Origin of the sequence: Bradyrhizobium stylosanthis (assembly GCF_001641335.1) — a bacterium.
Lineage (GTDB): Bacteria > Pseudomonadota > Alphaproteobacteria > Rhizobiales > Xanthobacteraceae > Bradyrhizobium > Bradyrhizobium stylosanthis.
On record NZ_LVEM01000003.1, the window covers coordinates 692,969 to 717,540 of the forward strand.

The 24,572-nt window shown below is 66.9% G+C and carries 17 protein-coding genes; 6 read left to right on the top strand and 11 right to left on the bottom strand.

The features are described 5' to 3' along the window. Positions 1 to 88: 88 nt before the first annotated feature. From A7X65_RS23070 to A7X65_RS23080, 3 genes are all read right to left on the bottom strand, one after another. Positions 89 to 2,677, bottom strand: a complete 2,589-nt coding sequence (locus tag A7X65_RS23070) for an EAL domain-containing protein (protein WP_063690734.1) — start codon at positions 2,675 to 2,677, stop codon at positions 89 to 91. A gap of 156 nt (positions 2,678 to 2,833) precedes the next feature. Beyond that, complete coding sequence (locus tag A7X65_RS23075) at positions 2,834 to 4,132, bottom strand: MFS transporter (RefSeq protein ID WP_063689163.1); 1,299 nt, start codon at positions 4,130 to 4,132, stop codon at positions 2,834 to 2,836. A 268-nt stretch (positions 4,133 to 4,400) separates the two neighbouring features. After that, complete coding sequence (locus tag A7X65_RS23080; protein WP_063689166.1) at positions 4,401 to 6,830, bottom strand: bifunctional diguanylate cyclase/phosphodiesterase; 2,430 nt, start codon at positions 6,828 to 6,830, stop codon at positions 4,401 to 4,403. 288 nt (positions 6,831 to 7,118) lie between these two features. Between A7X65_RS23080 and A7X65_RS23085 the strand changes: the two genes are divergently transcribed. Then, positions 7,119 to 8,285 carry an ABC transporter substrate-binding protein gene (locus A7X65_RS23085; RefSeq protein WP_063689169.1) on the top strand — a complete coding sequence of 389 codons (1,167 nt, stop codon included), beginning with the start codon at positions 7,119 to 7,121 and terminating at the stop codon, positions 8,283 to 8,285. 170 nt (positions 8,286 to 8,455) lie between these two features. Here the strand turns inward: A7X65_RS23085 and A7X65_RS23090 are convergent, their stop codons facing one another. Genes A7X65_RS23090 through A7X65_RS23100 form a run of 3 tightly spaced genes read right to left on the bottom strand, consistent with a single transcriptional unit; the run spans position 8,456 to position 12,338 of the window. Continuing rightward, positions 8,456 to 9,433 carry a hydroxyacid dehydrogenase gene (locus A7X65_RS23090; RefSeq protein ID WP_063689172.1) on the bottom strand — a complete coding sequence of 326 codons (978 nt, stop codon included), beginning with the start codon at positions 9,431 to 9,433 and terminating at the stop codon, positions 8,456 to 8,458. A 12-nt stretch (positions 9,434 to 9,445) separates the two neighbouring features. Further along, positions 9,446 to 11,299 carry a TRAP transporter large permease gene (locus A7X65_RS23095; RefSeq protein WP_063690735.1) on the bottom strand — a complete coding sequence of 618 codons (1,854 nt, stop codon included), beginning with the start codon at positions 11,297 to 11,299 and terminating at the stop codon, positions 9,446 to 9,448. Positions 11,300 to 11,306: 7 nt separating this feature from the next. Beyond that, complete coding sequence (locus A7X65_RS23100; RefSeq protein ID WP_063689175.1) at positions 11,307 to 12,338, bottom strand: TRAP transporter substrate-binding protein; 1,032 nt, start codon at positions 12,336 to 12,338, stop codon at positions 11,307 to 11,309. A 420-nt stretch (positions 12,339 to 12,758) separates the two neighbouring features. Between A7X65_RS23100 and A7X65_RS23105 the strand changes: the two genes are divergently transcribed. Together A7X65_RS23105 and A7X65_RS23110 are read left to right on the top strand one after the other, a co-directional pair. Further along, positions 12,759 to 14,246: a caspase family protein gene (locus A7X65_RS23105; protein WP_063689178.1), complete on the top strand. Its 1,488-nt coding sequence runs from the start codon at positions 12,759 to 12,761 to the stop codon at positions 14,244 to 14,246. A gap of 215 nt (positions 14,247 to 14,461) precedes the next feature. After that, positions 14,462 to 16,141 carry a SulP family inorganic anion transporter gene (locus A7X65_RS23110; protein WP_063689182.1) on the top strand — a complete coding sequence of 560 codons (1,680 nt, stop codon included), beginning with the start codon at positions 14,462 to 14,464 and terminating at the stop codon, positions 16,139 to 16,141. A gap of 6 nt (positions 16,142 to 16,147) precedes the next feature. Here the strand turns inward: A7X65_RS23110 and A7X65_RS23115 are convergent, their stop codons facing one another. The 3 genes from A7X65_RS23115 to A7X65_RS23125 all read right to left on the bottom strand — a co-directional run bounded on the left by A7X65_RS23115 (position 16,148) and on the right by A7X65_RS23125 (position 19,575). Beyond that, on the bottom strand, positions 16,148 to 16,510 hold the full coding sequence (locus tag A7X65_RS23115) for a hypothetical protein (protein WP_063689187.1): 363 nt from the start codon (positions 16,508 to 16,510) through the stop codon (positions 16,148 to 16,150). Between the two features lie 121 nt (positions 16,511 to 16,631). Continuing rightward, entirely contained in the window at positions 16,632 to 17,966 is a 1,335-nt protein-coding gene (locus A7X65_RS23120) for a Spy/CpxP family protein refolding chaperone (protein ID WP_063689190.1), read from the bottom strand. A gap of 184 nt (positions 17,967 to 18,150) precedes the next feature. Next, positions 18,151 to 19,575 carry an FAD-binding oxidoreductase gene (locus A7X65_RS23125; protein WP_063689194.1) on the bottom strand — a complete coding sequence of 475 codons (1,425 nt, stop codon included), beginning with the start codon at positions 19,573 to 19,575 and terminating at the stop codon, positions 18,151 to 18,153. Positions 19,576 to 19,664: 89 nt separating this feature from the next. On the opposite strand from A7X65_RS23125, the gene A7X65_RS23130 reads away from it, so the two are divergent. Continuing rightward, entirely contained in the window at positions 19,665 to 20,159 is a 495-nt protein-coding gene (locus A7X65_RS23130; protein ID WP_063689197.1) for a thioesterase family protein, read from the top strand. Positions 20,160 to 20,290: 131 nt separating this feature from the next. On the opposite strand, the gene A7X65_RS23135 is transcribed toward A7X65_RS23130, so the two are convergent. Then, the gene (locus A7X65_RS23135; protein ID WP_014493008.1) at positions 20,291 to 20,461 is read right to left on the bottom strand and encodes a DUF1328 domain-containing protein; all 171 of its coding nucleotides are present in this window, start codon (positions 20,459 to 20,461) and stop codon (positions 20,291 to 20,293) included. Between the two features lie 232 nt (positions 20,462 to 20,693). On the opposite strand from A7X65_RS23135, the gene A7X65_RS23140 reads away from it, so the two are divergent. Continuing rightward, positions 20,694 to 23,267 (top strand): ATP-dependent helicase, encoded by a 2,574-nt coding sequence (locus A7X65_RS23140; RefSeq protein WP_063689200.1) that lies wholly within the window; start codon positions 20,694 to 20,696, stop codon positions 23,265 to 23,267. 28 nt (positions 23,268 to 23,295) lie between these two features. Here A7X65_RS23140 and A7X65_RS23145 read toward each other — a convergent pair whose 3' ends face one another. Beyond that, positions 23,296 to 24,123: a hypothetical protein gene (locus tag A7X65_RS23145; RefSeq protein ID WP_063689203.1), complete on the bottom strand. Its 828-nt coding sequence runs from the start codon at positions 24,121 to 24,123 to the stop codon at positions 23,296 to 23,298. Between the two features lie 76 nt (positions 24,124 to 24,199). Here A7X65_RS23145 and A7X65_RS23150 point away from each other — a divergent pair, with 76 nt between their 5' ends. Next, positions 24,200 to 24,490, top strand: coding sequence for a type II toxin-antitoxin system HicB family antitoxin (locus A7X65_RS23150; RefSeq protein ID WP_063689205.1), 291 nt, complete (start codon positions 24,200 to 24,202; stop codon positions 24,488 to 24,490). Positions 24,491 to 24,572: the final 82 nt, after the last annotated feature.

The window sequence follows — 24,572 nt, forward strand, 5'->3', positions numbered from 1 at the left end:
CTTGTTCGGCAGCGAACTTGGTCACCATAGAAGCAAAGCGGACGTAGTTATCGGTCACATAACGCCGCCGGGCTTATAGGTACACGGCCTACGCCGACCGCTTCACCGCCTCGCGTTCCACCACCGGCGCAACATCCAGCCGTCCCAGCATCGCCCTCGCCTGCTCGGCGCAATGCTCGATCAGCCAGCGCTCGAAGGCGACGGGCGCGAGCGCAGGGGCGTAGAGGAAGCCCTGCACGACGTCGCAGCCGAGCTCGGCCAGCGTCCTGCGCTGGCCCTCGGTCTCGACGCCTTCGGCGACGACGGTCATGCCGAGGCCCTGGCCGACGCGCACCACGGCGGTGGCGATGGCGAGGGCGCCCGCGTCCTTCTCGATGTCGCGCATAAAACTGCGGTCGATCTTGAGCTCGCGGATCGGCAGATGGGCGAGACGGCTGAGGCTGGAATAGCCGGTGCCGAAATCGTCGACCGAGAGGCCGACGCCGAGCTCGCGGATCGCGTTCATGGTCTCGAGCGCGGCGACGCTGTCCTGCATGAACGCGCCCTCGGTGATCTCGAGCATCAGGGCATCCGGCGGCAGATCGTATTCGGCGAGGATGCCCTTGAGGCGCGCGGCCAGCGTGACGTTGCGGAAATTGATCGGCGACAGGTTCACCGAGACACAGGGAATGTTGAGTCCTGCCCGGCGCCAACTCGCCATTTGCCGGCAGGCCTCGCGCACCGACCAGAGGCCGATCTGCTCGATCAGGCCGCACTCTTCGGCGAGCGGGATGAACTTTGCCGGCGAGACGTCGCCAAGCTCGGCATCGTGCCAGCGCGCCAGCGCCTCGACGCCATGGATGGCGCCGTCGCAGCTGCGGATCTGCGGCTGATAGCTGAGGGTCAGCGCGCCTTCGGCGATGGCGCGGCGCAGCGCCGCGATCAGCGCCAGCCGCTGCTCGGCGAGACCGTTCATCTCCGCGCTGAACAGGCGGTGGGTGGAGCGGCCGGCCTGCTTGGCCATGTACATGGCGGCATCGGCCTGCTGCATCAGCGTGTCGATATCCGTCGCATGGTCAGGATAGAGGCTGATGCCGATGCTGGCCGACATCTGCATCGGCCTGGATCCGAGCCTTAAGGGCGCGGACAGCGCTTCGGCGATGCCGGCCGCGACGCGCTCGGCGGCTTCGGCGTTGCGTTGCGGCAGCAGGATGACGAATTCGTCGCCGCCGAGCCGCCCCAGCATGTCCTCGGGACCGATATGCTCGCGCAGGCGCTGCGCGAGTTGGATCAAGAGCTCGTCGCCGGCGGCATGGCCGAGCGTGTCGTTGACGTCCTTGAAATGATCGACGTCGAGGAAGGCGAGCGCGACATGGCTGCCGGTCGGGCACGCATCGATCGCCGTGGTGATCAGGTGGCGCAGCTGCGCACGGTTCGGCAGGCCGGTGAGGATGTCGTGATAGGCGAGCCGCGCGATCTCGGCGCGCGCTTCCTTGCGCTCGATCGCGAAGGCGCCGAGATTGACGCAGGCCTCGACGATGCGGCGGTGCCAGCTGCTCGGCGCGCGCGGCTCGCGATAGTAGAAGGCGAAGGTCGCGATGACGCGGCCGTCCTTGGCCTTGACCGGCGTCGACCAGCAGGCGCGCAGGCCGATCGCGAGCGGCATGGCCTTGTAGGGCTGCCAGCGCGGGTCGGTGTCGAGATCCTCGGCCAGAACCGGCTCGCCGTAGAAGGCCGCGGTTCCGCACGAGCCGACATTGGGACCGATCGCGACGCCGTCCAGCGCGCGGGAATAGTCTTCCGGCAGGCTCGGACCGCCGAGCGGATGGATCAACCCGGCGGCATCGACGTGGAGCAGCGAACAGACCACCTCGGGCGCGATCTCCTCGACCCGGCGGCACAGCCTGTCGGCGATGTCGGTGATCGGGATCTCGTCGGCGAGCGAGCCCATGATGAGCTGCTGCAGCGAGCGCAGCTGCTTGGTCTCGGTGATGTCCTCGATCAGCGCGAAGATGTGCTTGACCCGGCCCTTCTTGTCGCGGAATGCGTCGATCCGGGCGCAGATCCAGATCTCCTCGCCGTCCTTGTCGTAGACGAGCGTCTCGATCTCGCTGCGCCGGCCGCCGGTCAGCAACCGCTTGACGAGCTTTGCGACGGCGTTGCGATCGGTGTGGCGGCCGGCGATGAGCTCGCCCGCGCGGCGCCCCTCCGCCTCCTCGCTGGTATAGCCGAACAGCGCCGTGAACGCCGAGTTGACGTAGACGATGTTCTGCTCGACGTCGGTGATGATCACCGCGCGGTTGGTCTGGTCGGAGACGGCGTGGAGCAGCCCGATCCTGACGCGGCGTTCCGCATCGGACGTCACGTCGCGCGCGAACAGGATGCGATGGGTTGCGCCGCCGGCCGTCACCGACGACATCACGACCTGCGCCCTGATGCGGCTGCCGTCGTTGCGCACGAGGCTGATCTCCTCGCGGACATCGGCACCGGCATCGTCCTGAAGACATTTGAGCGCGAGAACGGCGGCATCGCGGCCGATGACCTCGCCGGACGAAAGCTTCCAGATCCGCTCCGCGGCGGCGTTGAAATGCGTGATGCGATGCGCGCCGTCGACGATGACGACGCCGTCGTCGGCGCGCGCGAGCGCCGCGCGCAGCACGTCCGGAATTTCTGTCACAAGGCAATCGGAGGCGGACATCGTCAAACCCGGCGGCATCGCAAAATGCGGCAATCTGCCCGAGGCTAACGCTCCGATGGTGTTCAAGACGTTTTTGCAATCATGCCGCGTCCGGCCAAGACGCGACATGCTTAACGTTCTGCGAAAAAAGCGAAGGTAATCCGGTGCGTCCGGAACCTATCCTGTGGTTCCGCTGTGCAGTTTGTGCAGCCGGCCCGCCACCGCCCGCACCTTGCCCGGTGAGGCCCGCCAAACCGAGAATGCCGACAAGACACTCACGATCATGGCGATCAGAAAGGCAAGCGTGTAGTCGCCGGTGCGATCATAGAGCAGGCCGGTCACCCAGGGACCTGCCGCACCACCCGCCAGGGCCGCCAGCATGATGGTGCCGAAGATGCTGCCCTGGTGCCTGCCCTGGAAGATCTCGAACACCACCGCGCCCATGATCGAGGTGAGGCCGTAGCCGAGCGCGCCTTGCGTGAACACCATGATATAGACCAGCCACAGCGAGGGCTGGAACTTCAGCGCGATCAGCGCCGCGAAACAGATCGCAAAGCCGGCGCAGCTGATCGCCCACACCGCTTCGCGCCCGATGCGGTCGGAGACATAGCCGAGCAGGATCTGGCCGGGAATGCCGAGCAGGCTGACGATGCCGAGCGCCCACACCGCGACGGACGGACTGAAGCCGATGTCGAGCAGGAACTTGGTCTGATGCACCTGCACGGCGTACCAGATGTACAGGCCGGAGAAATAGCCGATTGCGATCCACCAGAAGCGCGCGGTCGCGACGGCCCGCTTCAGCGTCCACTCGGTGTTGACCCAGACGGGATCGACGACGTTAGAGACGGCTTTGGCCGCGCCTGCGGCGGGCGCGGCGTCGCCGTCCGGCTGCAGGCCGAGATCCTCGGGGCGCTTGTGCAGCAGCAAATTGATCGGCGCCAGCGCGATCAGCACGAGCAGGCCCATCGCGGTGCAGGCGGTGCGCCAGCCGGTCTGCTCGATCATGTGCTGCACCCAGGGCAGCAGCGTCACCGAGCCGATGCCGACGCCGGCGAAGGCGATGCCGATCGCGAAGCCGCGCTTGCGGATGAACCAGTTCGGCAGGAACAGCGACTGGCCGGAATAACCGAGACAGACGCTGCCGGCGCCGACCATGACGCCGATGGTGACGTAGAGATGCCAGGGCTGGCTGGTGAGCGGAGCCAGCAGCAGCCCGCCGCCCATCAGCACGACGCCGAGCTCCATCACCGCGCGGGGGCCGGCGCGATCCATCAGACGGCCGATCAGCGGGCTCGCCACGCCGGAGGCCACGAAGCCGAACGAGAACGCGCCCGCAGTGATGCCGCGCTCCCAGCCGAACTCGGAGATGATCGGTGGAAAGAACAGAGAGAAGGCGGTGCGCGCGTTGACGCCGATAGCCATGGTGACGAAGGTCACGGCGACCACGACCCAGCCGAAGAAGAACGGAAGCCGCATTGTACATTTCACCCCTAGATGGTTCTTACCGACCATCCGGGGCTGTCCGGGTCAAGCGATTTTCGCGCTTGCGTTTTTTGCAGCGGGTTGTTCGCGATGAAAGGCGTGGCAGGCTGCTTTATTGCGGCCATCCTTCGAGACGCCCGCTGTCGCGGGCTCCTCAGGATGAGGACGGAGTACGCTGCTGCAGTTTCAACAGCCAGCGACACCGCTTAGCCTCATCCTGAGGAGACCGCGAAGCGGTCGTCTCGAAGGACGAGGCGCGCGCTCAGGCGGCGTCGCGCTGCGATGGCGGGGCGGATTCGTCGAATGCGATCGCATCCACCGGCTGCGGACGGCCGAACAGATAGCCTTGCGCAAAGTTGACGCCGATCGCCCGCAGCCGTTCGAACTCCTCCACGGTCTCAACGCCCTCGGCAGTGACGGACATATCGAGCCCGCGCGCCAGCGTCAGGATCGAGGCGATGATGGCGGAAGAGCGCGGCTGGTGCGTGAGGTTGCGGATGAAAGACTTGTCGATCTTGATCTTGTCGAACGGGAATGCGGTGAGATAGCTGAGCGAGGAATAGCCGGTGCCAAAATCGTCGAGCGCAAGCTCGATGCCGATGCTCTTCAGCCGCTCCATGAAGGCGAGGTTCTCGACGCCGCGCTCCAGCAGAACCGATTCCGTGATCTCGATCTCCAGCCGCTGCGGCGGCAGGCCGGAATCGGCGAGCGCCGCGCAGATCATCTCGAACAGCTCGGCCTCCTTGAACTGGATCGGCGACAGATTGACGGCGACCGTAAGGCCCGGCGGCCAGCCGGCCGCGTCCGCGCAGGCGCGCCGCAGCACGAATTCGCCGAGCGGCACGATCAGCCCGGTCTCCTCGGCCAGCGGAATGAACTGATCCGGCGGGATCAGGCCGCGGCTCGGATGCCGCCAGCGCACCAGCGCCTCGAAGCCGCGCCGCTCGCCGCTCACGGCATCGACGAACGGCTGGTAATGCACCTCGAGCTGGCAGCGCGCGATGGCGTCGCGCAAATCGCCTTCCAGCGTGTTGCGCGCCTCGAGCTCGGCGGACATCGCCTCGTCGTACACGGTGAAGCAGTTGCGGCCCGCCGATTTCGAGCGGTAGAGCGCAAGGTCGGCTTTCTTGAGCAGCTGCTCCTGGTCGCTGCCGTGATCCGGCGCGATCGCGATGCCGATGCTGGTGCCGATCTCGACGCGATGCCCGGGAAGCAGGAACGGCTGCGCCACGAGCTTGGCGATCCGCGCCGCGAGCTCGGTCGCGCAGGCGCGCTGGTCCTCGCGGGCTTCCTGGATGATGGCGAACTCGTCGCCGCCGAGCCGGGCCAGCACGTCGCCGGCACGCAACGCGGATTTCAGCCGCTGCGCGACCTGACGCAGCAGCACGTCGCCTGCGCCGTGACCGAGGGAGTCGTTGACGTTCTTGAAGCGGTCGAGGTCGAGCATCAGGATCGAGAAGGTCGCGCCGCCCATGTCGAGCTGGCGGTTGAGCTCGTCGAGCCGGGCGAGGAAGAAGGCGCGGTTGGGCAGGCCGGTCAGGATGTCGGTCTGGGCGAGCTCGAGCACCCGCCGGTTCGCCAGCGACAACCGCCGCGAGTTGCGGCTCGCGAGCATGAGATAGGTCGACAGCGACAGCGTCAGCAGCATGCCGACGATGAGGACCGCGACGGCGCGATCATAGCCCGTCTCCAGCGCGCCGCCCGCGGTCGGCATGGCGCGCACCTGCCACTCGGTGTCGCCGATCTTGAGACTGCCCGACCAGTGCAGGGCCCGCGCAACGTCCCGCATCGACTGCGGTGCGGTGGCGGCGGACGAATAGTCCGGCCGCATGTCCTCGAGACTGACGATCTTCCCGGTGAAAGGCGGGTAGACGTTGACGCTGACCGCGGGGCTAGCGCCGGTGGTCACGCGGATGGACTGGATCAGCAGCGGCAGATCGAAGACGCCGACCACGAAGCCGGCCAGATTGCGGCGCCGGTCGGCAACCGTCTCGCGCGACGTGCCCTTGGCGTAGACGGGAATGGCGACGAGGACGTCGGGCACCCGACCGCCCTCCCTCGGTTCGTAGAGACGGGTGCGGATGGCTGCGACCCGATCTTTGTCGCGGGCACGCTCCAGCGCCGCAAGGCGTTCCGGGATGCTCGCATAGTCCATGCCGTAGACCGGCGACGTCTTCGGCTGGGTCGAGTAGAACACGGGAAAATATTCGTCGCGCTGCGGCGCGGTCGCGAAGCCCTCGCCCTGAAGCGACTTGATGCGGTAGCCGGACACGCCGTCGGCGATCGCCGCGGCCTCGTATTCGGCGCGCTCCTTGCGATTGACGCGCGGCAGCCAGGCGATGCGCAGCATGCCGGGATGACGCTCGAACAGGCGGGCGCTGAAGGTCTCGAACTCGCTGCGGGTGATTTCCTCGTTGGTCGATTCGAACAGCGTACGCAGCGCGACCAGCCTCGAAATGTACTCGCCCATGCCGTTCTGCATGACGATCGCTTCGGTCTCGGCCGCGTTCTCGAACTCGATCTTGTTGACGCGGTTTTCCCATCGCGCGACGGCGGCAGCGCCCACCGCCGAGAACAGCAGCCCGACGGCGACCGCGACCAGCGCAGGACGATAGAGCCCGAGCAGCGGCGCGGCACGCCACCAGCCGGTCCTTCGCTCCCGATCCTGATCGTTCTGACCCCGACCGCCCATCTTGATCCGCACGTCCCCCTCGGCACGGCGGCTTGAACTTCTGGTTGAGCCACCGGAACCGCTATCGGACAAGGATCGCGGTTAAGAACTGAACAATTTCGGAATCCGGGCGTGCCGCATTGCGCGGCTTAGTTAACGAGCGCCCTGCAAGTCGCTGCAGACTGGACATATCCTGCCGGTTTTACCCGGATTTTTACGGATCGGTTGTGCGACGCCGGATTAGCGACCTGTTCAGCCCGCAGAACTATTGTTTCCGCAAGGACCCATCCTGCATCGGCAAGACTCCTCATGACACGATCGCGCTCCGCGACATGCCTCGCCTTGACCATCGCCTTGCTGGCCGCCGCCGTGCTGCCGGCACGAAGCGGCGAGGCCGGCGTCAGCGACGATGCGATCCTGTTCGGCCAGGCCGCCGCGCTCGAGGGCCCCTCCTCCGCGCTCGGACAGCGCATGCGCCAGGGCATCGTCGCGGCGTTCAACGAGATCAACGAGAAAGGCGGCGTCTACGGCCGCAGGCTCGACCTCGTCAGCCGCGACGACGGTTACGACCCCGACCGCTCGGTGGCGCAGACGCTGCGGCTGATCGAGGACGACAAGGTGTTCGCGCTGATCGGCGCGGTGGGCACGCCGACCGCGATGGCGACGATCCCGATCACCAGCGCGAGGAACGTTCCCTTCATCGGCCCGTTCAGCGGCGCCGAGTTCCTGCGCGACCTCGAGCTTCCCAACGTCGTCAACATCCGCGCGAGCTATGGCGCGGAAGCCGAAGCATGGGTCAAGCACCTCACCGAGGATCGCAGGTTCACCCGCATCGGCATCTTCTACCAGGACGATGCCTTCGGCCGCGACGGTCTGCTCGGGGTGAAGCGCGCGCTCGCCAAGCGCGGACTGGAGCTTGCCGCCGAAGGCACCTTCGAGCGCAACACCCGCGCGGTCGGGTCGGCCTGGCGCACGATCAAGCGCGCCGAGCCCGAGGCCATCGTCATGGTCGGAACCTACGGTCCCTGCGCCGAGTTCATCAAGCTCGCGCACCGCAGCGGCGCCTATCCGACCTTCGTCAACATCTCCTTCGTCGGCGCCAATGCGCTCGCCAAGGAGCTCGGTCCCGACGGAGAAGGCGTCATCGTCTCGCAAGTGGTGCCGTTTCCCTGGGATCGCTCGCTGCAGCTCGTCGCCGACTACCAGGCGGCACAGAAGGCGATCGACCCGACGCTGCCGCCGGATTTCGTCTCGCTCGAAGGCTACCTCTCCGGCCGCCTCGCGGCTGCGGCGCTGGTCAAGGCCGGCCCGCAACCGACGCGCGCGAGCCTGCTGCGCGCCATCAACGACGTCGGCCGCTTCGACATCAGCGGCAGCATCGTCACGGTCGGCCTGCGCATGATCGACACGCCGCCCAAGGTGTTCCTGACGGTGATCCAGAAGGACGGGACGTTCAGGGCAGTCGATGGGCTTTAGGGCGCGACAGCACGCGCAAATGTTGGAGATCGTCATGCCCGGGCTTGTCCCGGGCATCCACGATCTTAGTGCCTCAGGCAAGACGTGGATGGCCGGGACAAGCCCGGCCATGACGATGTGAAGACGGCGGTGCTTCCAGCGTCAGCGCGACTTGCGATCGCGCCGTCGATTCAAGGCCGCCGCGTCCAGCGGTCGGCATTGACGGCGCCCGGAGGCACCTCGCCTCGCACGATCGCTTCCACCTGCCGCACGGTCTCCAGCGACTGGTATTCGATCGCCTGCGGCGTCAGCCCGCCGACATGGGGCGTCGCGATCACGTTGGGCAATCTCGCCAGCTCCGGGCTCGGCATCTGGTCGGGCGCGCGGCCGACATCCATCGCTGCGCCGGCGATGCGGTTCTCGCGCAGCGCCTTCGCGAGCGCTGCTTCGTCGACGAGATTGCCGCGCGAGAGATTGACGAACACGGCGTGCTTCTGCATACGCGCGAGCGCGGCGTCGCCGATCAAATTCTCGGTCTGCTCGTTGGCGATGGCGAGGCAGACGACAAAGTCGGACGCGGCGAGAAGCTCATCAAGGCTGACGTGCCGGATGGCGCTGTCGCTGATCTCAGCGAAGGGATCGGCGACCAGCACTTCCATGCGCATCACCTTCGCGATCTCGGCAAGATAGCGCCCGATGCTGCCATAGCCGATGATGCCGATCCTGCTGCCGGCGAGCTGGCGGCCCATCCGCGCTTCCACCTTGCGGCCGGCCTGGTAGTCCGCGGTCGCCCGCGACACCCCGCGGGAGAGATCGACCATGAAGCCGACCGCGAGTTCCGCGACGGCCTGCACGAAGCCTGGACCGGCCCGGGTTACGAGCACGCCGGCCTTCGAGGCCTCTTCCACATTGACGTTGCGGATATCGACGGCACAGCGGACGAAGGCCCGCAAGCGCGGCAGCTGCGCGAAAATCTCGCCGCGGCCTTCAGTCATACGATCGGCGACGATGATGTCGGCATCTTTCGCGGCGTGCACGAGGCCACCAGCGTCGAGCGTCTCGTCGCTCTCGTGCAGGATCACCTCGGCCGCCGCGCGCAGCCCGCTCAGGCTGCGGTCGCCGTAATAATTGCGCCGCATCTCCGGCGTGTGCGCGAGCAGGACCTTCACGGCAAGTCTCCTTCAGTAGCCGAATGCCCGCGGCAGCGCGGTCGAGAGCCACGGTACGAAGGCGATGACGAGCAGGCAGAGGAACAGCAAGCCGAGATAGCCCATGATCGGCTTCACCGTCTGCTCGATCGGCACATTGCCGATCAGGCAGGCGCCGTAGAGCCCGAGCCCGAGCGGCGGCGCGAACAGGCCGATGCCCATTGCGATGACGAGCACGACGCCGAAATGCAGGGGATCGACGCCGAGCTGCACGGCGACCGGCAGCAGCAGCGGCCCGAAGATGATCAGCGCGGCCGCCCCCTCCAGCACCGAGCCCATCACGATCAGCACGACGATCGCGAGCAGGATGAACAGCCAGACGCCCGAGGTCTTCGACAGTCCCAGCATGAAATCACCGACCGCATGCGGCACCTGCTGCAGGGTGAGCGTGAAGGCCAGCGACTGCGAGGCGGCGACGATGAACAGCACGAGGCCCGCCCTGGTCGCGGCCTGCACGAAGCTGTGCGCGGCCGTCTTGAAGCTGAGCTCGCGGAACACGAGGCTGCCGACGACGAGCGCATAGGCGACCGCGAAGGCCGAGATCTCCGTGGCGGTGGCAAAGCCGCTCTTGAAGCCGAAGAAGATCATGAAGATCAGCCCGAACGCGGCGATGGCGCCGCTCCAGAGCCCGGACACCGGCGCCTGGGGCGCGACATCCTCGTCCTCCGCAGGCGGCTTGCCGAAGATGATGGAGACCGCGATCAGGACCAGCGCCATCAGCGCGGCCGGCAGCAGCCCGGCCATGAACAGGCCGCCGATCGACAGATTCGCGACGAAGCCGAGGATGATCAAATTGATGCAGGGCGGAATGGTCTCCGCCATCACCGCGGACGCCGCGAGCAGCGCCACCGCGCCGCCCGGATTCTGCTTGGAGCGGCGCGCGGCGGGGATCAGCACGGAGCCGACCGCGGCGACGTCCGCCATCTTCGAGCCCGAGATGCCCGAGAACAGCACCATCGAGGCCACCATCACGACGTTGAGGCCGCCGCGCATACGCCCCACGGCGCGCTGCAACAGCTCGATCAGGCGCACCGACATGCCGTTGGCTTCCATGAGGTAGCCGACGAGGATGAAGAACGGGATCGCGAGCAGCACGAAATTGTCGATGCCGCGCGCCATCTGCTGGGCGAAGATCACGCCCGGCAACGCGCCCTCGACCCAGATGAAGAGCAGCGCGGCCAGTGCCAGCGCGAAACCGATCGGCAAGCCGCCGAACAGGGTCGCGAAGAAGCCGATCAGCATCAAGGTGCCCGCCGACGGCACCGATGACGGCGACAGGTAGTCCCAGGCGAGATAGAGGCCGGTGACAACGAGGATCGCAACGAGCCCCCTGACGATATCGGGCAGCGGCCTTGCGCAGAGATGGTCGATCGCGAACACCGTCATGAACAGTGCGCCGACGCCCATCGGATAGAATGTCAGCTCCAGCGGCAGGCCGGATCCGGTGGTCTGGCCGGCCGTGAGCGAGCCCAGCTTGATGGCGTTGTAGGCGACGTAGCCGGAGATCAGCACGATCAGCAGCGCGCTGGCCGCATCCACGAGCGTGCGCAGCCGCAGCGGCAGCAGATCGCGGAAGAAGGACACGCCGACATTCTCGCCGCGCGCGAGCGCGCTGGCCGCACCGAAGAAGGCCGAACCGACCATCAGGCCGCGGGCGACATCGTCGGACCATTCGACCGGCGCATTGAAGAAGAAGCGCAGCAGCACGGAGGCGCACACTACGACGAGATCGGCGGCCAGCAGGATGGCCGCGATCGCGTCACTGAGGCGAAGCAGCAGGGTGATGCTCCCGTGGCGAGCGCCCGGGAGCGACATGGCGCCTGTCATCGCCATGTCAGGCTTGCGTCGCGCGAACGATGTCGATGACGGCCTTGGAGTCCGGCCGCGCCTTGATGAAGTTCTCGATCTGCGGCGCGACGCGCTTCTTGAAGGCCTCGCGGTCGCATTCGGCGACCGTCACGCCCTTCTCGCCGAGCGCCGCCAGCGCCTCCTTCTCGACCGCGAGCCCGTGGGCGCGGGTGTCGGCCGCCGCTTTCTTCGCAGCATCGAGGAAGCCCTCACGCAGCTTCGGGTCCATGCGGTTGTAGGTCATGTCGCTGAAATAGATCGCGAGCGGCGAGAAATTGTGCTGCGTCAGCGCGTAGAATTTCGAGGTTTCGAAGAACTTGCTGGCGAGGATCGTCGGCGGATCGTGCTCGAGGCCGTCGAGCACGCCGGCCTGCAGGGCGGTGTAGATCTCGCCGAAGGCCAGCGGCGTCGCGGCCGCGCCCATCAGGCGCAGACATTCGGTGATGACGGGATTGGGCAGGGTGCGAATCTTGAGGCCGGCGAGATCCTCCGGCGTCTTCACCGGCTTCTTCGCCAGCACGCTGCGCGAGCCGAAATTGTAGGCCCAGGCGATGATGCGGATGTTGCCACCCTTGAGCAGAGCGTCCTCGATCGGCTTGGCGGCGCCGGCGTCGAACGCCTTGGTCTGCTGCGGGAAGCTCGAGAACAGGAAGCCGAGATCGAAGGTGCCGACCAGCGGCACCAGATTGGCCGAGATCGACGAGCCCGACACCATGAGGTCGATGACGCCGAGCTTCACCGAGTTGATGACGTCGATTTCCTGGCCGAGCTGGTTGTCGGGGAAGAAGGCGACCTCGACCTGCTCGCCGAGCCCGTTACCCTTCAGGTTCTTGACGAGGTTGTCGTAGTAGACGCGGCCGTTGGCGTATTTGGGATCGTTCGGCAGCGAGGAGGAGCATTTCAGCTTCAGCGTCGCGGCTTCGGCGCGGCCGATGATGGCGGGAGAGAGCACGAGGCCGGCGGTGACCGCCGCCGATGACTTGATGAACGCGCGACGGTTCACGGGCACGATGGTCATGGTGCGGTCTCTCCCCAGGCATTCTTGTTTACGGCCGTGATCGTTGTCGCGGCCTGTTGTGCGGACTGTATGGCCAAAGCGACAGCACAGGCAAGGGACGCGCATCCCGCCGCCGCGCGCCGCGCGGTGGACGACGCGCGCACGAGCGCCGCGCGAAACCACCATGTTGTCCCGGGAATTTCGGCGAGATCGGCCTGCGGCGCGATGTTCGAATGGGCGCTCGTTCGCACGAGCGAGGATCAATCCAATTGGCGCATGGATCAATGCGCAATTCACATGGATCGTGCCGAAACGATGCTCCGGCAGACACCCTGCCCCATTTTGCCGCAGCCGGCAGAGTGATACAGCGCACAGACAGTGTCATGGCGGGCCCATAGAAAAGGTGACATCCTCGCGCGCATTGCCGATGGAGGTGACACTATGCGCCGTCCAGTCTTTTGCAATTTCCTGCTTGCGTCCGGCCTGCTTGCTTTCACGCAATTGATGACACCGACCGACGCCGCCGCCGAAGCGCGGCTCGCGCTCGTGATCGGCCAATCCGCCTATCGCACCGTCCCGGAACTGCCCAACGCCGCCAACGACGCCAAGGGCATGACCGAGCTGCTCGGCAATGCCGGCTTCACCGTCACGTCCGCTGCCAATCTCGGCCAGAACGAGATGCGCGCGGCGATCTCGGACTTCGCCGGCAAGGTCAGCGCCAGCGGCGCCGACACTGTCGCGCTGGTGTTCTATGCCGGCCACGGCCTGCAGATCGACGGCGAGAACTATCTCGTGCCCGTCGACCTCGATCCCAAGCGCGAGGCCGACATCCCGCTCCAGGGCGTGCGGCTGAACGACATGCTCAACACGCTCGGCGCGTTGCCGACGCGGGCGCGCATCTTCATGCTGGATGCCTGCCGCAACAATCCGTTCCCGGCACTCAGCGGCGCCGGCCACGGCCTTGCGATCGTCGACACCAAGGCCGGCGCGCCCGGCTCCTTCATTTCCTATTCGACCTCGCCCGGCGCCGAAGCCGAGGACGGCAACGGCCTCGACAGCCCCTACACCACCGCCGCGCTGACCGTCGCCAAGCAGCCCAACCTGCCGATCGAGGAGGTGTTCAAGCGCATCCGCGTCGCGGTGGCGCAATCGACCGACGGACGGCAGATCCCCTGGGAAAGCTCGTCGCTGACGACCGATTTCAGGTTCTTCGGCGGCGACAGCAGCAGCCAGCCAGCCCTCCCGGGCGCATCCGCCATGGCGCTCGCCAGCGGCACGCGCAGCGTCGCGGAGTGGCGCAAGGATCTGCAGGGCAAGGAGGCCAAGGTCGCCTATGAGCTCGTGCTCACCGACGACACCGTCGAGGCGTATCAGGCCTATATCGAGCTCTACACCCAGGACGCCCGCACCCCGCGCCTGCGCACGGTGGTGGAGCGCCGGCGCCAGATGCTGGCCTGGGAGCGCGCGGTCGCCATCAACACCCGCGCCTCGTTCGAGGCTTATCTTGCCAATTGGGACAACAGCGACCTCGCGGCAACCGCGCGCCGGCTGCTGCTCCGCGTGCAGAACCGCAACTATGCGTTGCCGGTTTCCGCCGCGGCGATCCCCGCTCCGGTCGCCGTCGCGATGGCACCGACCTGCCCTTGCTCGACGCCCACGCCTCCGGCCTCGCCGGTCAACCCGGCCGTGGCGCCCGTGATCAAGAAGCGCGTCGACGACACGCCGCCGAAGCGCAAGGTGGTCGAGACCCCGCCGAAGCCGCGCCGCCCGCCGCCCGAGGAAGTGGTCTACGAGCGCGCACCGCCGCCGGATCGCGGCCCGCCGCCCGGCGCCGTGATGCAAGGCATCGGCATCGGGATTGGCATCGGCATGGGTATGGGTGGCGGCGGTCGCGGCGGCGACTACCACAACGACCGCGGCCGGTACTGAGCTCAGCCTGATGCGATAGGATGTCCGTAAGCCCATGGCTTGCGGGCATTCCTGTTGTGGCGACGGCCGATAACTCCTGTGTCCCGGACGCGGTGCGGCACGAGTTGCCGCTCCGCAGAGCCGGGACACGCGTAGCGGATATTCTCCACCTGCCACTTTCCGGAAATGCTGTAGTCTCATCCACCGACGCCAGCCTTGCCGGGGATTGCTCATCGATGCCGCACGACGTTCAGGCCAAGGGATCGGTCAAGCACGCATGGCCGCTGTTCCGTTCGCTCGCCTCCTATTCGCTGCCGGGCGACCTGATGGCGGGGCTGACATTGGCGGCGATTGCGATCCCCGAGCAGATGGCCACCGCGCGGCTCGGCGGATTTGCGCCGCAGATCGGCTTCTTCGCCTTCATGGCCGGCTCGCTCGGCTTTGCGCTGCTCGGCGGCAACCGCTTTTTGTCCTGCGGCGCAGACTCCACGATCACGCCGATTTTCGCCGGCGGGCTCGCGGCGCTCGCGGCTACCGGCACGCCCGAATACCAGGGCCTTGCGATCGCGCTGGCGCTGATGGTCGGCGCGATGATGCTCGCCGGCGGCGCCTTCCGTCTCGGCGGCATCGCCAACCTTTTGTCGGTGCCCGTCATGGTCGGCTTCCTCGCCGGCATCTCCGTCCACATCATCGTCTCGCAATTGCCCGGCGTGCTGGGACTGCCATCGCCGAGCGGGCCGACGCTCGATCGTATCGGCGTGCTCGCGGGCGAGCTTGGCCGCAGCAACCCTTTCACGCTGTGCATCGGCTTCGGTGTGCTCGCGGCGGTCTTCATCTCCGAGAGGATCAGCGCGAAAATCCCGGGCGCGCTGATTGGCCTCGTCGGCGCAACGCTGGCCACGATCGCGCTCGGCCTCGAAAGCAAGGGCGTCAGTGTCGTCGGCAGCGTGCCGGGCACGCTGCCGCAGCCTACCTTCCCCGAGCTTGCACCGGAGCTGTGGGTTCGCCTCGTCCCGCTCGCCTTCGTCATCACGGTCGTGGTGATGGTGCAGACCGCCGCGACCACGCGATCCTTTCCATCCGATCCCGACAAGCCCGCCGACGTCGACCGCGATTTCCTCGGCGCGGGCGCCGGCAGCGTGCTGTCTGGGCTGTTCGGGGCGTTTCCGGTCAACGCCAGCCCGCCGCGCACGGGGATCGTCGCGGAGACCGGCGGACAGTCGCAGCTCGCGGGGCTCGCGGCGGCGGCAATCGTGCTGGCACTGCTCGCATTCGGCACGGGACTGCTGCAGCACGTTCCCGACGCGGCGCTCGGCGGCATCCTTCTGTTCGTCGCGCTGCGCATCATCCGCGTGAAGCAGATCGTGACGATCTACCGCCAGTCGCCGAGCGAGTTCCTGCTGATCCTCGCCACCGCGGCGCTGATCATCGTGCTGCCGATCCAGCAGGGCGCCTTCCTCGGCATCACGCTGTCGCTGCTGCACGGCATCTGGAGCACGACACGGGCGCGGCTGGTCGAGTTCGAGCGCGTGCCCGGCACCACGATCTGGTGGCCGGCGCATCCGCACATCAGCGGCGAGCGCGTCGACGGCGTCGCCGTGATCGGGCTGCAGGCGCCGCTGTCGTTCCTCAACGCGCCGGGATTCCGCAACGACGTGGCGAACGTGCTCGGCACGGCAACGCCCCGATTGCTGGTGCTGGAGGCGAGCGGCATGGTCGAGATCGACTTCACCGCCGCGCAGATCCTGCTGGACGTGTTCAAGGCCTGCGACGAGCAGGGCGTCACGGTGGCGCTGGCGCGGTTGGAATCGGTGCGCGCGCAGGCGGCGTTCGAACGCTTCAGATTGTACGACACGCTGCCGCGCGAGAACGTTTTTCACAGCGTGGACGAGGCCGTGCGCAAGCTGGCGAAATGATCGCTCTCACTCCACGAGTGTCGGATGATCCTGCTGCACCGTCTCGCGGATCCAGCTGGCGTGGATCGCGCGGAACAGGATCTGCGCGGTCTTGAGGTCGTTCGCCTTCATGCAGAGATCAACGATGCGATGCACCGCGTCGTCGCGCATCAGCCCGTCCGAGATCTTCATGGCGATCTCCATCGCGACCTTGGCCGCGCGCTCGTAGCGCGCGCTCTCGCGCTTGTCGCCCTGCGCGGCCCGCGCCGCGCTTGCGGCCGCTCCCTCGCAGATCGCGCGGATGCGCGCAGCCGCCTCGATGTCGCCGAGCGGCCCCTCGATCGCTTCGTCCCAGATGTCCTGTCGCGTCTTGCGCGCGAACCACTTCATCGCCTCACCATCTGCGATCTTCGAGCCGCCCTGCTGCCGCGCTTCAGCCTCCCTCCAGCATAGAGAAGCCCGCCGGGATCGGCGAGGCGATTTTCCCGTCACATTCCGGCCTGATGCGCATTCAGGACGTCCGGCGCGGTCCGATGGCCTCGAACTGCGCCTTCTGCTCGTCGTTCAGCGTCGCGTAGAAATCCTCGAGCGCCGCGCGCACCGACTTGACGCCCTCGAGCATCGTATCGAGCCGCTTGCGGACCGCCGCCATTCGCGCCGGCGGCGTCATCACCTCGCCCGGCTGGCAGGCCGCCCTGAGCGACGCGCTGGCCTTGGTACTGGCGTCCTGGAGCACCTGCAGCGCGGCGCGCTGCGTGTCGTTGGGGCGTAGCCGGGACTCGATGTCGGCGCCGGGCCAATCGAGCGCAGCAGGCGCAGCGCAAGTCTGGACCAGCGATCCCCCGCTGCTGCTGGACGCCGCTACACGGCGCTGGTCCTCTGCCAGCGCGTTGAAGCGCGCCTTCTGCTCGTCGGTGAGCGAGCCATAGAAGCTGTCGAGGGCGGGCTGGACGAGATCGACGGCTTTCACCATCGCCTCAACACGCTGTTGCATCGCCGCCAGCCGGCCCGGCGCGGTCGCTGCGACCTGCGTCGGACAGGAGGTGCGGATCAGCGCGGCAGCGTCGATCGAGGCATTGCCAAGCGCATCGAGATTGGCGCCTTGCGCCTCGGTCGGCTGCACCGAAGCGGCGATCTGGTCGATCGGCAGACCGACGATCTCGCGGCGGTCGCTGCCGCACAACTGATCCAGCGCAACGCCGCGCGCCGCCCGGCGCCGCCCCTGTGGCGGCGGCGGCAGATAGGCCGACAGACCGTCATAGCCATAGGGGCCGAACAGGCCGGCATAGATGTCCGGATAGCCGTAGCCCCAGAAGCCGAGACCGTCGCCCCAGATCGTGTAGTCATAGAGATCGTTGTAGGCGAACGGCCAGAACAGCGGGCCGACCCAGCCATAACCGCCGCCCGCATGCTGCCACCATCCGTTGCTCGCGCCATGCCAGCCGGCGAGCGCGGCCGCCGCCGTGATCTGGGCCCGCGCCGCCGGATTGCTGATCAGGCGGCCGTTGCGGAAAGCGCTGGAATGCAGGTTGAGGGCGTTGCGGAAATTCGCAGGGCGCACCGACGCGTTGCGGATCTGACCGAAATTCGAACCGTGGCGACCGGTCGCAAACCGCATCGCGCCATGATGACCGCCACCATGTGCATGCCCGAAGCCATGGCCGCGGAAATGGCCGCCGCCGTGATGACCACCACCATGATGGCCGCCACCATGCCCGCCGCCGTGACCACCACCATGACCGCCGCCGTGGCCGCCGCCGTGGCCGCCGCCGCCCTTGCCCAGGGCCGTCCCTGCCAGCAGGCAGGCAATCGCCATCACGGCAATTCCAATGACGGGTCGCAACATCGCATCCTCCCGAGAAGCCGCGCCATTGAGGCATCGGAAATTGTCGGGAATTGGAACCAACCGGACCGTCGAAAGTTCCGCTGACCGCAGCGCAGCGGACCGCACCCAAGCACGCGACGAGGTTGCGATAAACCGTCATCGCGCTTCAGGTTGTTGTTCGAGCCCTTAAGGCCCGGATCGTGCCCTAGGCCTCCGGCACGATCTTTCCGGGATTGAAGATGTTGAGCGGATCGAGCGCCTTCTTCAGCGCCCGCATCGCGTCCAGCGCCTCCGGGCCGAGTTCGGCCTTGAGGTATTTCTGCTTGCCCTGGCCGATGCCGTGCTCGCCGGTGCAGGTGCCGTCCATCGACTGGGCGCGCTCGACCAGGCGATGCATGAATTCCTCGCCGCGCGCCATCTCGGCCGCGTCGTTGGTGTCACACACGAGCGAGCAGTGGAAATTGCCGTCGCCGACATGGCCGACGATCGGAGACAGCAGGTTGAGGCGCTTGAGGTCTTCCTCGGTCTCGCTGACGCAATCGGCAAGCCGCGAGATCGGCACGCAGACGTCGGTTGCGACCACGCCGATGCTGTCGCCGGGACGCAGCGCCTTCACGGACCAATAGGCATCGTGCCGTGCCTGCCACAGCTTGGTGCGATCCTCCGGCTTGGTGGTCCAGGAGAAATCGCCGCCGCCGCAATCCTTCGCGATCTCGCCGAACGCCTTGGACTGCTCGGCGACCTCGATCTCGCTGCCGTGGAATTCCATCAGCAGCAGCGGCGTCTCCGGCAGCGTCAGCTTCGAATACGCGTTGCAGGCCTTCACCTGCGCGGCATTGAGCAGCTCGATGCGCGCGACGGGAATGCCGGTCTGGATCGCCAGGATCACGGCCTGACATGCCCCATGCACGGTCTCGAACGACACCGCGCCGGCGGCGATCGTGTCGGGGATGCCGCGCAGGCGGATGGTCAGCTCCGAGATGATGCCGAGCGTGCCTTCGGCGCCCACGAACAGATGCGTCAAATCGTAGCCCGCGGACGACTTCTTGGCGCGCGTCCCCGTCGTGATGATCTCGCCGTCGCCGCGCACCACCTTCAGCGCCAGCACGCTGTCGCGCATGGTGCCGTAGCGCACCGCGTTGGTGCCGGAGGCGCGAGTCGAGGCCATGCCGCCGAGCGAGGCGTCGGCGCCGGGATCGATCGGGAAGAACAGGCCCTGGTCGCGCAAATGCTCGTTCAGCGCCTTGCGGGTGACGCCGGGCTGGATCACGCAGTCGAGGTCCTCGGCATGGACCGCGAGCACCTTGTTCATGTCGCGCAAATCGATCGAGATGCCGCCGGCGGGCGCGTTGACCTGGCCCTCGAGCGAGGTGCCGGTGCCGAAGGGAATGACCGGCACGCGGTTCTTCGCGCAGATCCGCACCACGTCCTGGATGTCGGCGGTCTCCTGCGCCATCACCACGCCGTCCGGCGGCTGGTTGACGATCCACGTGGTGGTATGGCCGTGCTGTTCGCGGACGGCCTGCGAGGTGATGAGGCGGTTGCCGAAGCGTGCGGCAAGCTGCTCCAGCGCGCTCGCGAGGGCTTTCGGCTCCGGCCGCGGCGGATTATTGGTGATGGTCGTACCCACGGAAATTTCCTCCCGACGAGAAGAGACCGTGGCAAAGGACATATGACCGGTCAAGTCAAGGGATCGGACGCATAGCTTGGGAAGGACACATGCCGGAGACAGCCACCGCCGAGCCGTTCCGCTCGTCGATCATGCAGATCGAGCCGCAATGGATCGACTATAACGGCCACCTCAACATGGCCTATTACAACGTGATGTTCGACCGCGCGATCGACCAGATGTGGCTGCAGCTCGGGATCGGGCCTGGATACATGAAGGAGCGCAACGGCTCGACCTTCACCGCCGAATGCCACGTGCGGTATCTGCGCGAGATCCACCTCGGCGATCCCGTGCAGGTCTCGGTCTGGCTGCTGGAAGCCGACGACAAGCGGCTGCATACATTCCAGGAACTGCGGCACGCGACCGAGGGCTGGCTGTCGGCCACCTCGGAGAACATGTCGCTGCATATCGACATGGGCTCGCGCAAGGTGGCGGCCTTCCCGCCCGACATCCGCGAGCGCATCGCGACCGTGGTCAAGGCCCACGGCGCCGTGCCGCGGCCCGAGGGCATCGGCCGGAACGTGGCGATGCCCTCGAAGCGGTAGCCAAGGAGCTCACTCTACTCCCTCATCCTGAGGAGCCCGCGAAGCGGGCGTCTCGAAGGATGCAAGGCCACAGCCGGGCCTTCATGGTTCGAGACGCGCTTCGCGCTCCTCACCATGAGGAATTTGCACCGCTATATCCTGCGGCCGCGGGCGAGGCCGACCACGGCCGAGACCAGAAACAGGACGACCGCGATGAAGAAGATGATCTTGGCGATCTCGATCGAGGCGCCGGCGATGCCGCCGAAGCCCAGGATGCCGGCGATCAGTGCGATAACCAGAAACGTCACAACCCAGCCTAGCATGGTCAAACCCTCGTCTTGATGTCTCTCGGCGCGGCTGGCCGCGCCACCTGCCCAGACAATCTCGACGCGGGAACGATGGTTCCGGCACGCAAAGCGGCGAAATTCGCTGCCTTCGCTGGAACAATTTGGCCGGCTGCGCACGTGGAAAACCCCGCGCGGACGCCCCATATAGGCACCAATCCCTGTTAAGAAGGCTCCCTTCCGCCCCCCCGCGGTGCCATCGTGGGGCCGAATGATTCGCATGACCGATCCGAGCAAGATCACCAGCGTACCCGACCACCAGCCCGCAGCCGGCGGTATCGCCGCGCGTGCGCGCGCCTCCGTGGGCCCGAAATACCTCACCGGGCTCAATCCCGAGCAGCGCGAGGCGGTGGAGACGCTGGACGGTCCGGTCCTGGTGCTGGCCGGCGCCGGCACCGGCAAGACGCGCGTGCTGACCACGCGCATCGCCCATATCCTCAGCCAGGGCCGCGCCCGCCCCGCCGAGATCCTGTCGGTGACCTTCACCAACAAGGCCGCGCGCGAGATGAAGCACCGGCTCGGCCAGATGCTCGGCCACGCTGTCGAGGGCATGCCGTGGCTCGGCACCTTCCACTCCATCGGCGGCCGCATCCTGCGCTTCCATGCCGAGCTCGCGCAGCTCAAGTCGAATTTCACCGTGCTCGATGTCGACGACCAGGTGCGGCTGCTCAAGCAGCTGCTGCAGGCCGAGAACATCGACGACAAGCGCTGGCCGGCGCGCATGCTGGCCGGCCTGATCGACGGCTGGAAGAACCGCGGCCTGATGCCGTCGCAGGTGCCCTCGGGCGAAGCCGCTGTCTTCGCCAACGGCAAGGGCGGCAAGCTCTATGCGAGCTATCAGGAGCGGCTGAAGATCCTGAACGCCGCCGATTTCGGCGATCTGCTGCTGGAGAACATCCGGATCTTCCGCGAGCACCCGGATATCCTCAGGCAGTACCAGCAGCGCTTCAAGTTCATCCTGGTCGACGAGTACCAGGATACGAACGTCGCGCAATATCTGTGGCTGCGGCTGCTGTCGCAGGCGCCGTCGAAGCCTGCCGCCGCACAAGCCGTCCTTCCGGAGCAGATCGAAGACAGCAGCGAGTCCGACGATCCGGATGCCGGGCATCAATCCGCGATGACGGAGCGCGCAGCGATCACGGCTCCTCCCACGGGCCCCACCAAAAACATCTGCTGCGTCGGCGACGACGACCAGTCGATCTATGGCTGGCGCGGCGCCGAGGTCGACAACATCCTGCGCTTCGACCATGATTTCCCCGGCGCCAAGGTGATCCGCCTCGAGCGCAACTACCGCTCGACCGGCCACATCCTTGCAGCCGCCTCGCATCTGATCGCGCATAATGAAGGCCGGCTCGGCAAGACGCTGCGCACCGAGGACCATGACGGCGAGAAGGTCACCGTCACCGGCTCCTGGGATTCGGAAGAGGAAGCCCGCGGCATCGGCGAGGAGATCGAGCAGATCCAGCGCAAGGGCGAGAAGCTCAACGAGATCGCCATTCTCGTGCGCGCGTCCTACCAGATGCGCGAGTTCGAAGACCGCTTCGTCACGCTTGGCCTGCCCTATCGCGTCATCGGCGGTCCGCGCTTCTACGAGCGCGCCGAGATCCGCGATGCGCTGGCCTATTTGCGCGTGATCAATTCGCCGGCCGACGACCTCGCCTTCGAGCGCATCGTCAACGTGCCCAAGCGCGGGCTCGGCGATGCCACCGTGCAGATGCTGCACGACCACGCCCGCAAGCGCCGCATTCCCTTGTTCGAGGCGGCGCGCGCCGTGGTCGAGACCGACGAGCTGAAGCCGAAGGCGCGCGGGTCCTTGCGCGAGGTCGTCGCCCAGTTCGACCGCTGGCGCGCCCAGCGCGAGGTCACCGCGCACACCGATCTCGCCCAGATCGTGCTCGACGAGAGTGGCTACACCGAGATGTGGCAGAAGGACCGCTCGGCCGACGCCGCGGGCCGGCTCGAAAACCTCAAAGAGCTCGTGCGCTCGATGGAGGAGTTCGAGAACCTGCAAGGGTTTTTGGAGCATATCTCGCTGGTGATGGACCGCGACGGCGGCGCCGAGGACGACGCGGTGTCGCTGATGACGCTGCATTCGGCCAAGGGTCTCGAATTCGACAACGTATTCCTGCCCGGCTGGGAGGAAGGCCTGTTCCCGAGCCAGCGCACGCTGGACGAACAGGGCCGCGCCGGTCTCGAAGAGGAGCGCCGGCTCGGCCATGTCGGTATCACCCGCGCGCGCCGCCGCGCCATGATCTATTTCGCGACCAACCGGCGCATCCATGGCACCTGGTCGACCACGATCCCCTCGCGCTTCCTCGACGAATTGCCGGCCGCCAATGTCGAGATCACGGAATCCAAGGGCGGCTCGGCCTGGGGCGGCACCGGCGGCTACGGCGCCTCGCGCTTCGACGACATGGAGGCGTTCGGCTCCAGCTATTCGACGCCCGGCTGGCAGCGGGCGCAAGCCAACCGCAATCGCGGCGGTGGCCGTAGTGGCGGCGGCCGAAGCGGCGGCTTCGAGGAAGAGGCCGCGACGTTCTCCCCCTCGTCATCGGACCCTGATTTCGGCAGCTTCTCCTCGCGCCGGCGAGGTCCCCTGACCATCGAGGGCGAGCTGGTCGCCAAGTCCACCGGCACGACTTCCGAATTCGCGCTCGACGACCGCGTGTTCCACCAGAAGTTCGGCTACGGCCGCGTCACCAAGATCGACGGCAACAAGCTCACCATCGCCTTCGACAAGGCCGGCGAAAAGAAGGTCGTGGACAGCTTCGTGCAGCGGGCGTGAGCCCGCCTCACGAAGGCTCTCCCTCAACTCAGCCCTTCAGGATATCGGCGCCGCGGTCGTAAATCATCTGGTCGACGTGCCCGGCGCCCGGTGCAATGTCGAGGCGCCAGCCCAGCTCCACGCCGAGGCTCCTGGCCAGCTGCGTACAGTGTTCGAAATGCCAGAGGCCGCGCGCGAGGCGATGAGGTCCCTGTGCCATCGCCTCGTCCCAGCGCGGCAGATGCGGGTCGTCAGGGTCGTTGTCGGCATCGCCCAGCAGGATGACCAGAGGGCGCTCCAGATACTTTCGCAAATGGCCGGGGTCGAGGCCAATCCCACCCATGCCGTCCGGATAGTCCTTGGCGAAATCAGGCAGCATGTAGCAGCCGCAATTGGCGGCCACGGCAAGATCAACGGATAGGGCCTCGTTCAGCGCGAGATAGCGCAGCACGAATTGCGCGCCCGCGGAGTTGCCGAACAGGCCAAAGGTCTCCCGGCTGGATCCGATCGCGTCTCGAACATGGTGAAACAGCCGGTCGACCGTCTCGAAATTCCAATGATCGCGCGGCAGGACCGCATTGTCGGGCGGCTGCCGCCGCACGCCGCCGAAATTGTACGCATGGACGCCCGGAAACTGGTCCGGATCGAACTCCGGTACCAGCACGATCTGCCCGTTGCGTTCTGCTTGCGGCGCGAGCAGATCGCGAAACTCCGCAGCGGCACGGTCGACGCCGTGCATCGCGATGACGATGCGCGTGCGCCGGTCGCTCGCTCGCGGGCAGAACGAGAAGACCCGCATCGAACGTGGCGACGGCGCGGCGCCGTCGTCGCGGAACACGAACGAGCCGGCACCCTCGGCCAGAGTTAATTTGCTCAATTGCTTGCCTCCTCGGATCAGGTCGTCATAAGTGACGCAAACCCAGCGGCACAACCTTCACGGCCACCGATCTGCCATGCCCCACTACGTCGCCATCATCGATGAAGCCGACCCGGACGACGGCGTCAGCCTGTGGTTTCCCGATCTGCCGGGCTGCATGTCCGGCGGCGACGACGCCGACGAGGCCCTGGAGAACGCGTCCGAGGCGCTTGCGCTCTATGCGCAGGACCTGATCGCGGACGGCCGGCAGCTTCCCCCGCCGCGGACGCTGGCCGAGCTCGAGGCCGACCCTGCCATGGCCGACGATCTCAGGAACCACACGGCCGTCCTGGTCGAATGGCCACCCCGCCCCGACGCCGACGAGTGAGGACTGTTCGCCGCACTCGCCGGACCTTCGACAGTTCTCCGCCGAACAGCCCTTGACCACCGCGAACTTCCCCGTATCAGAT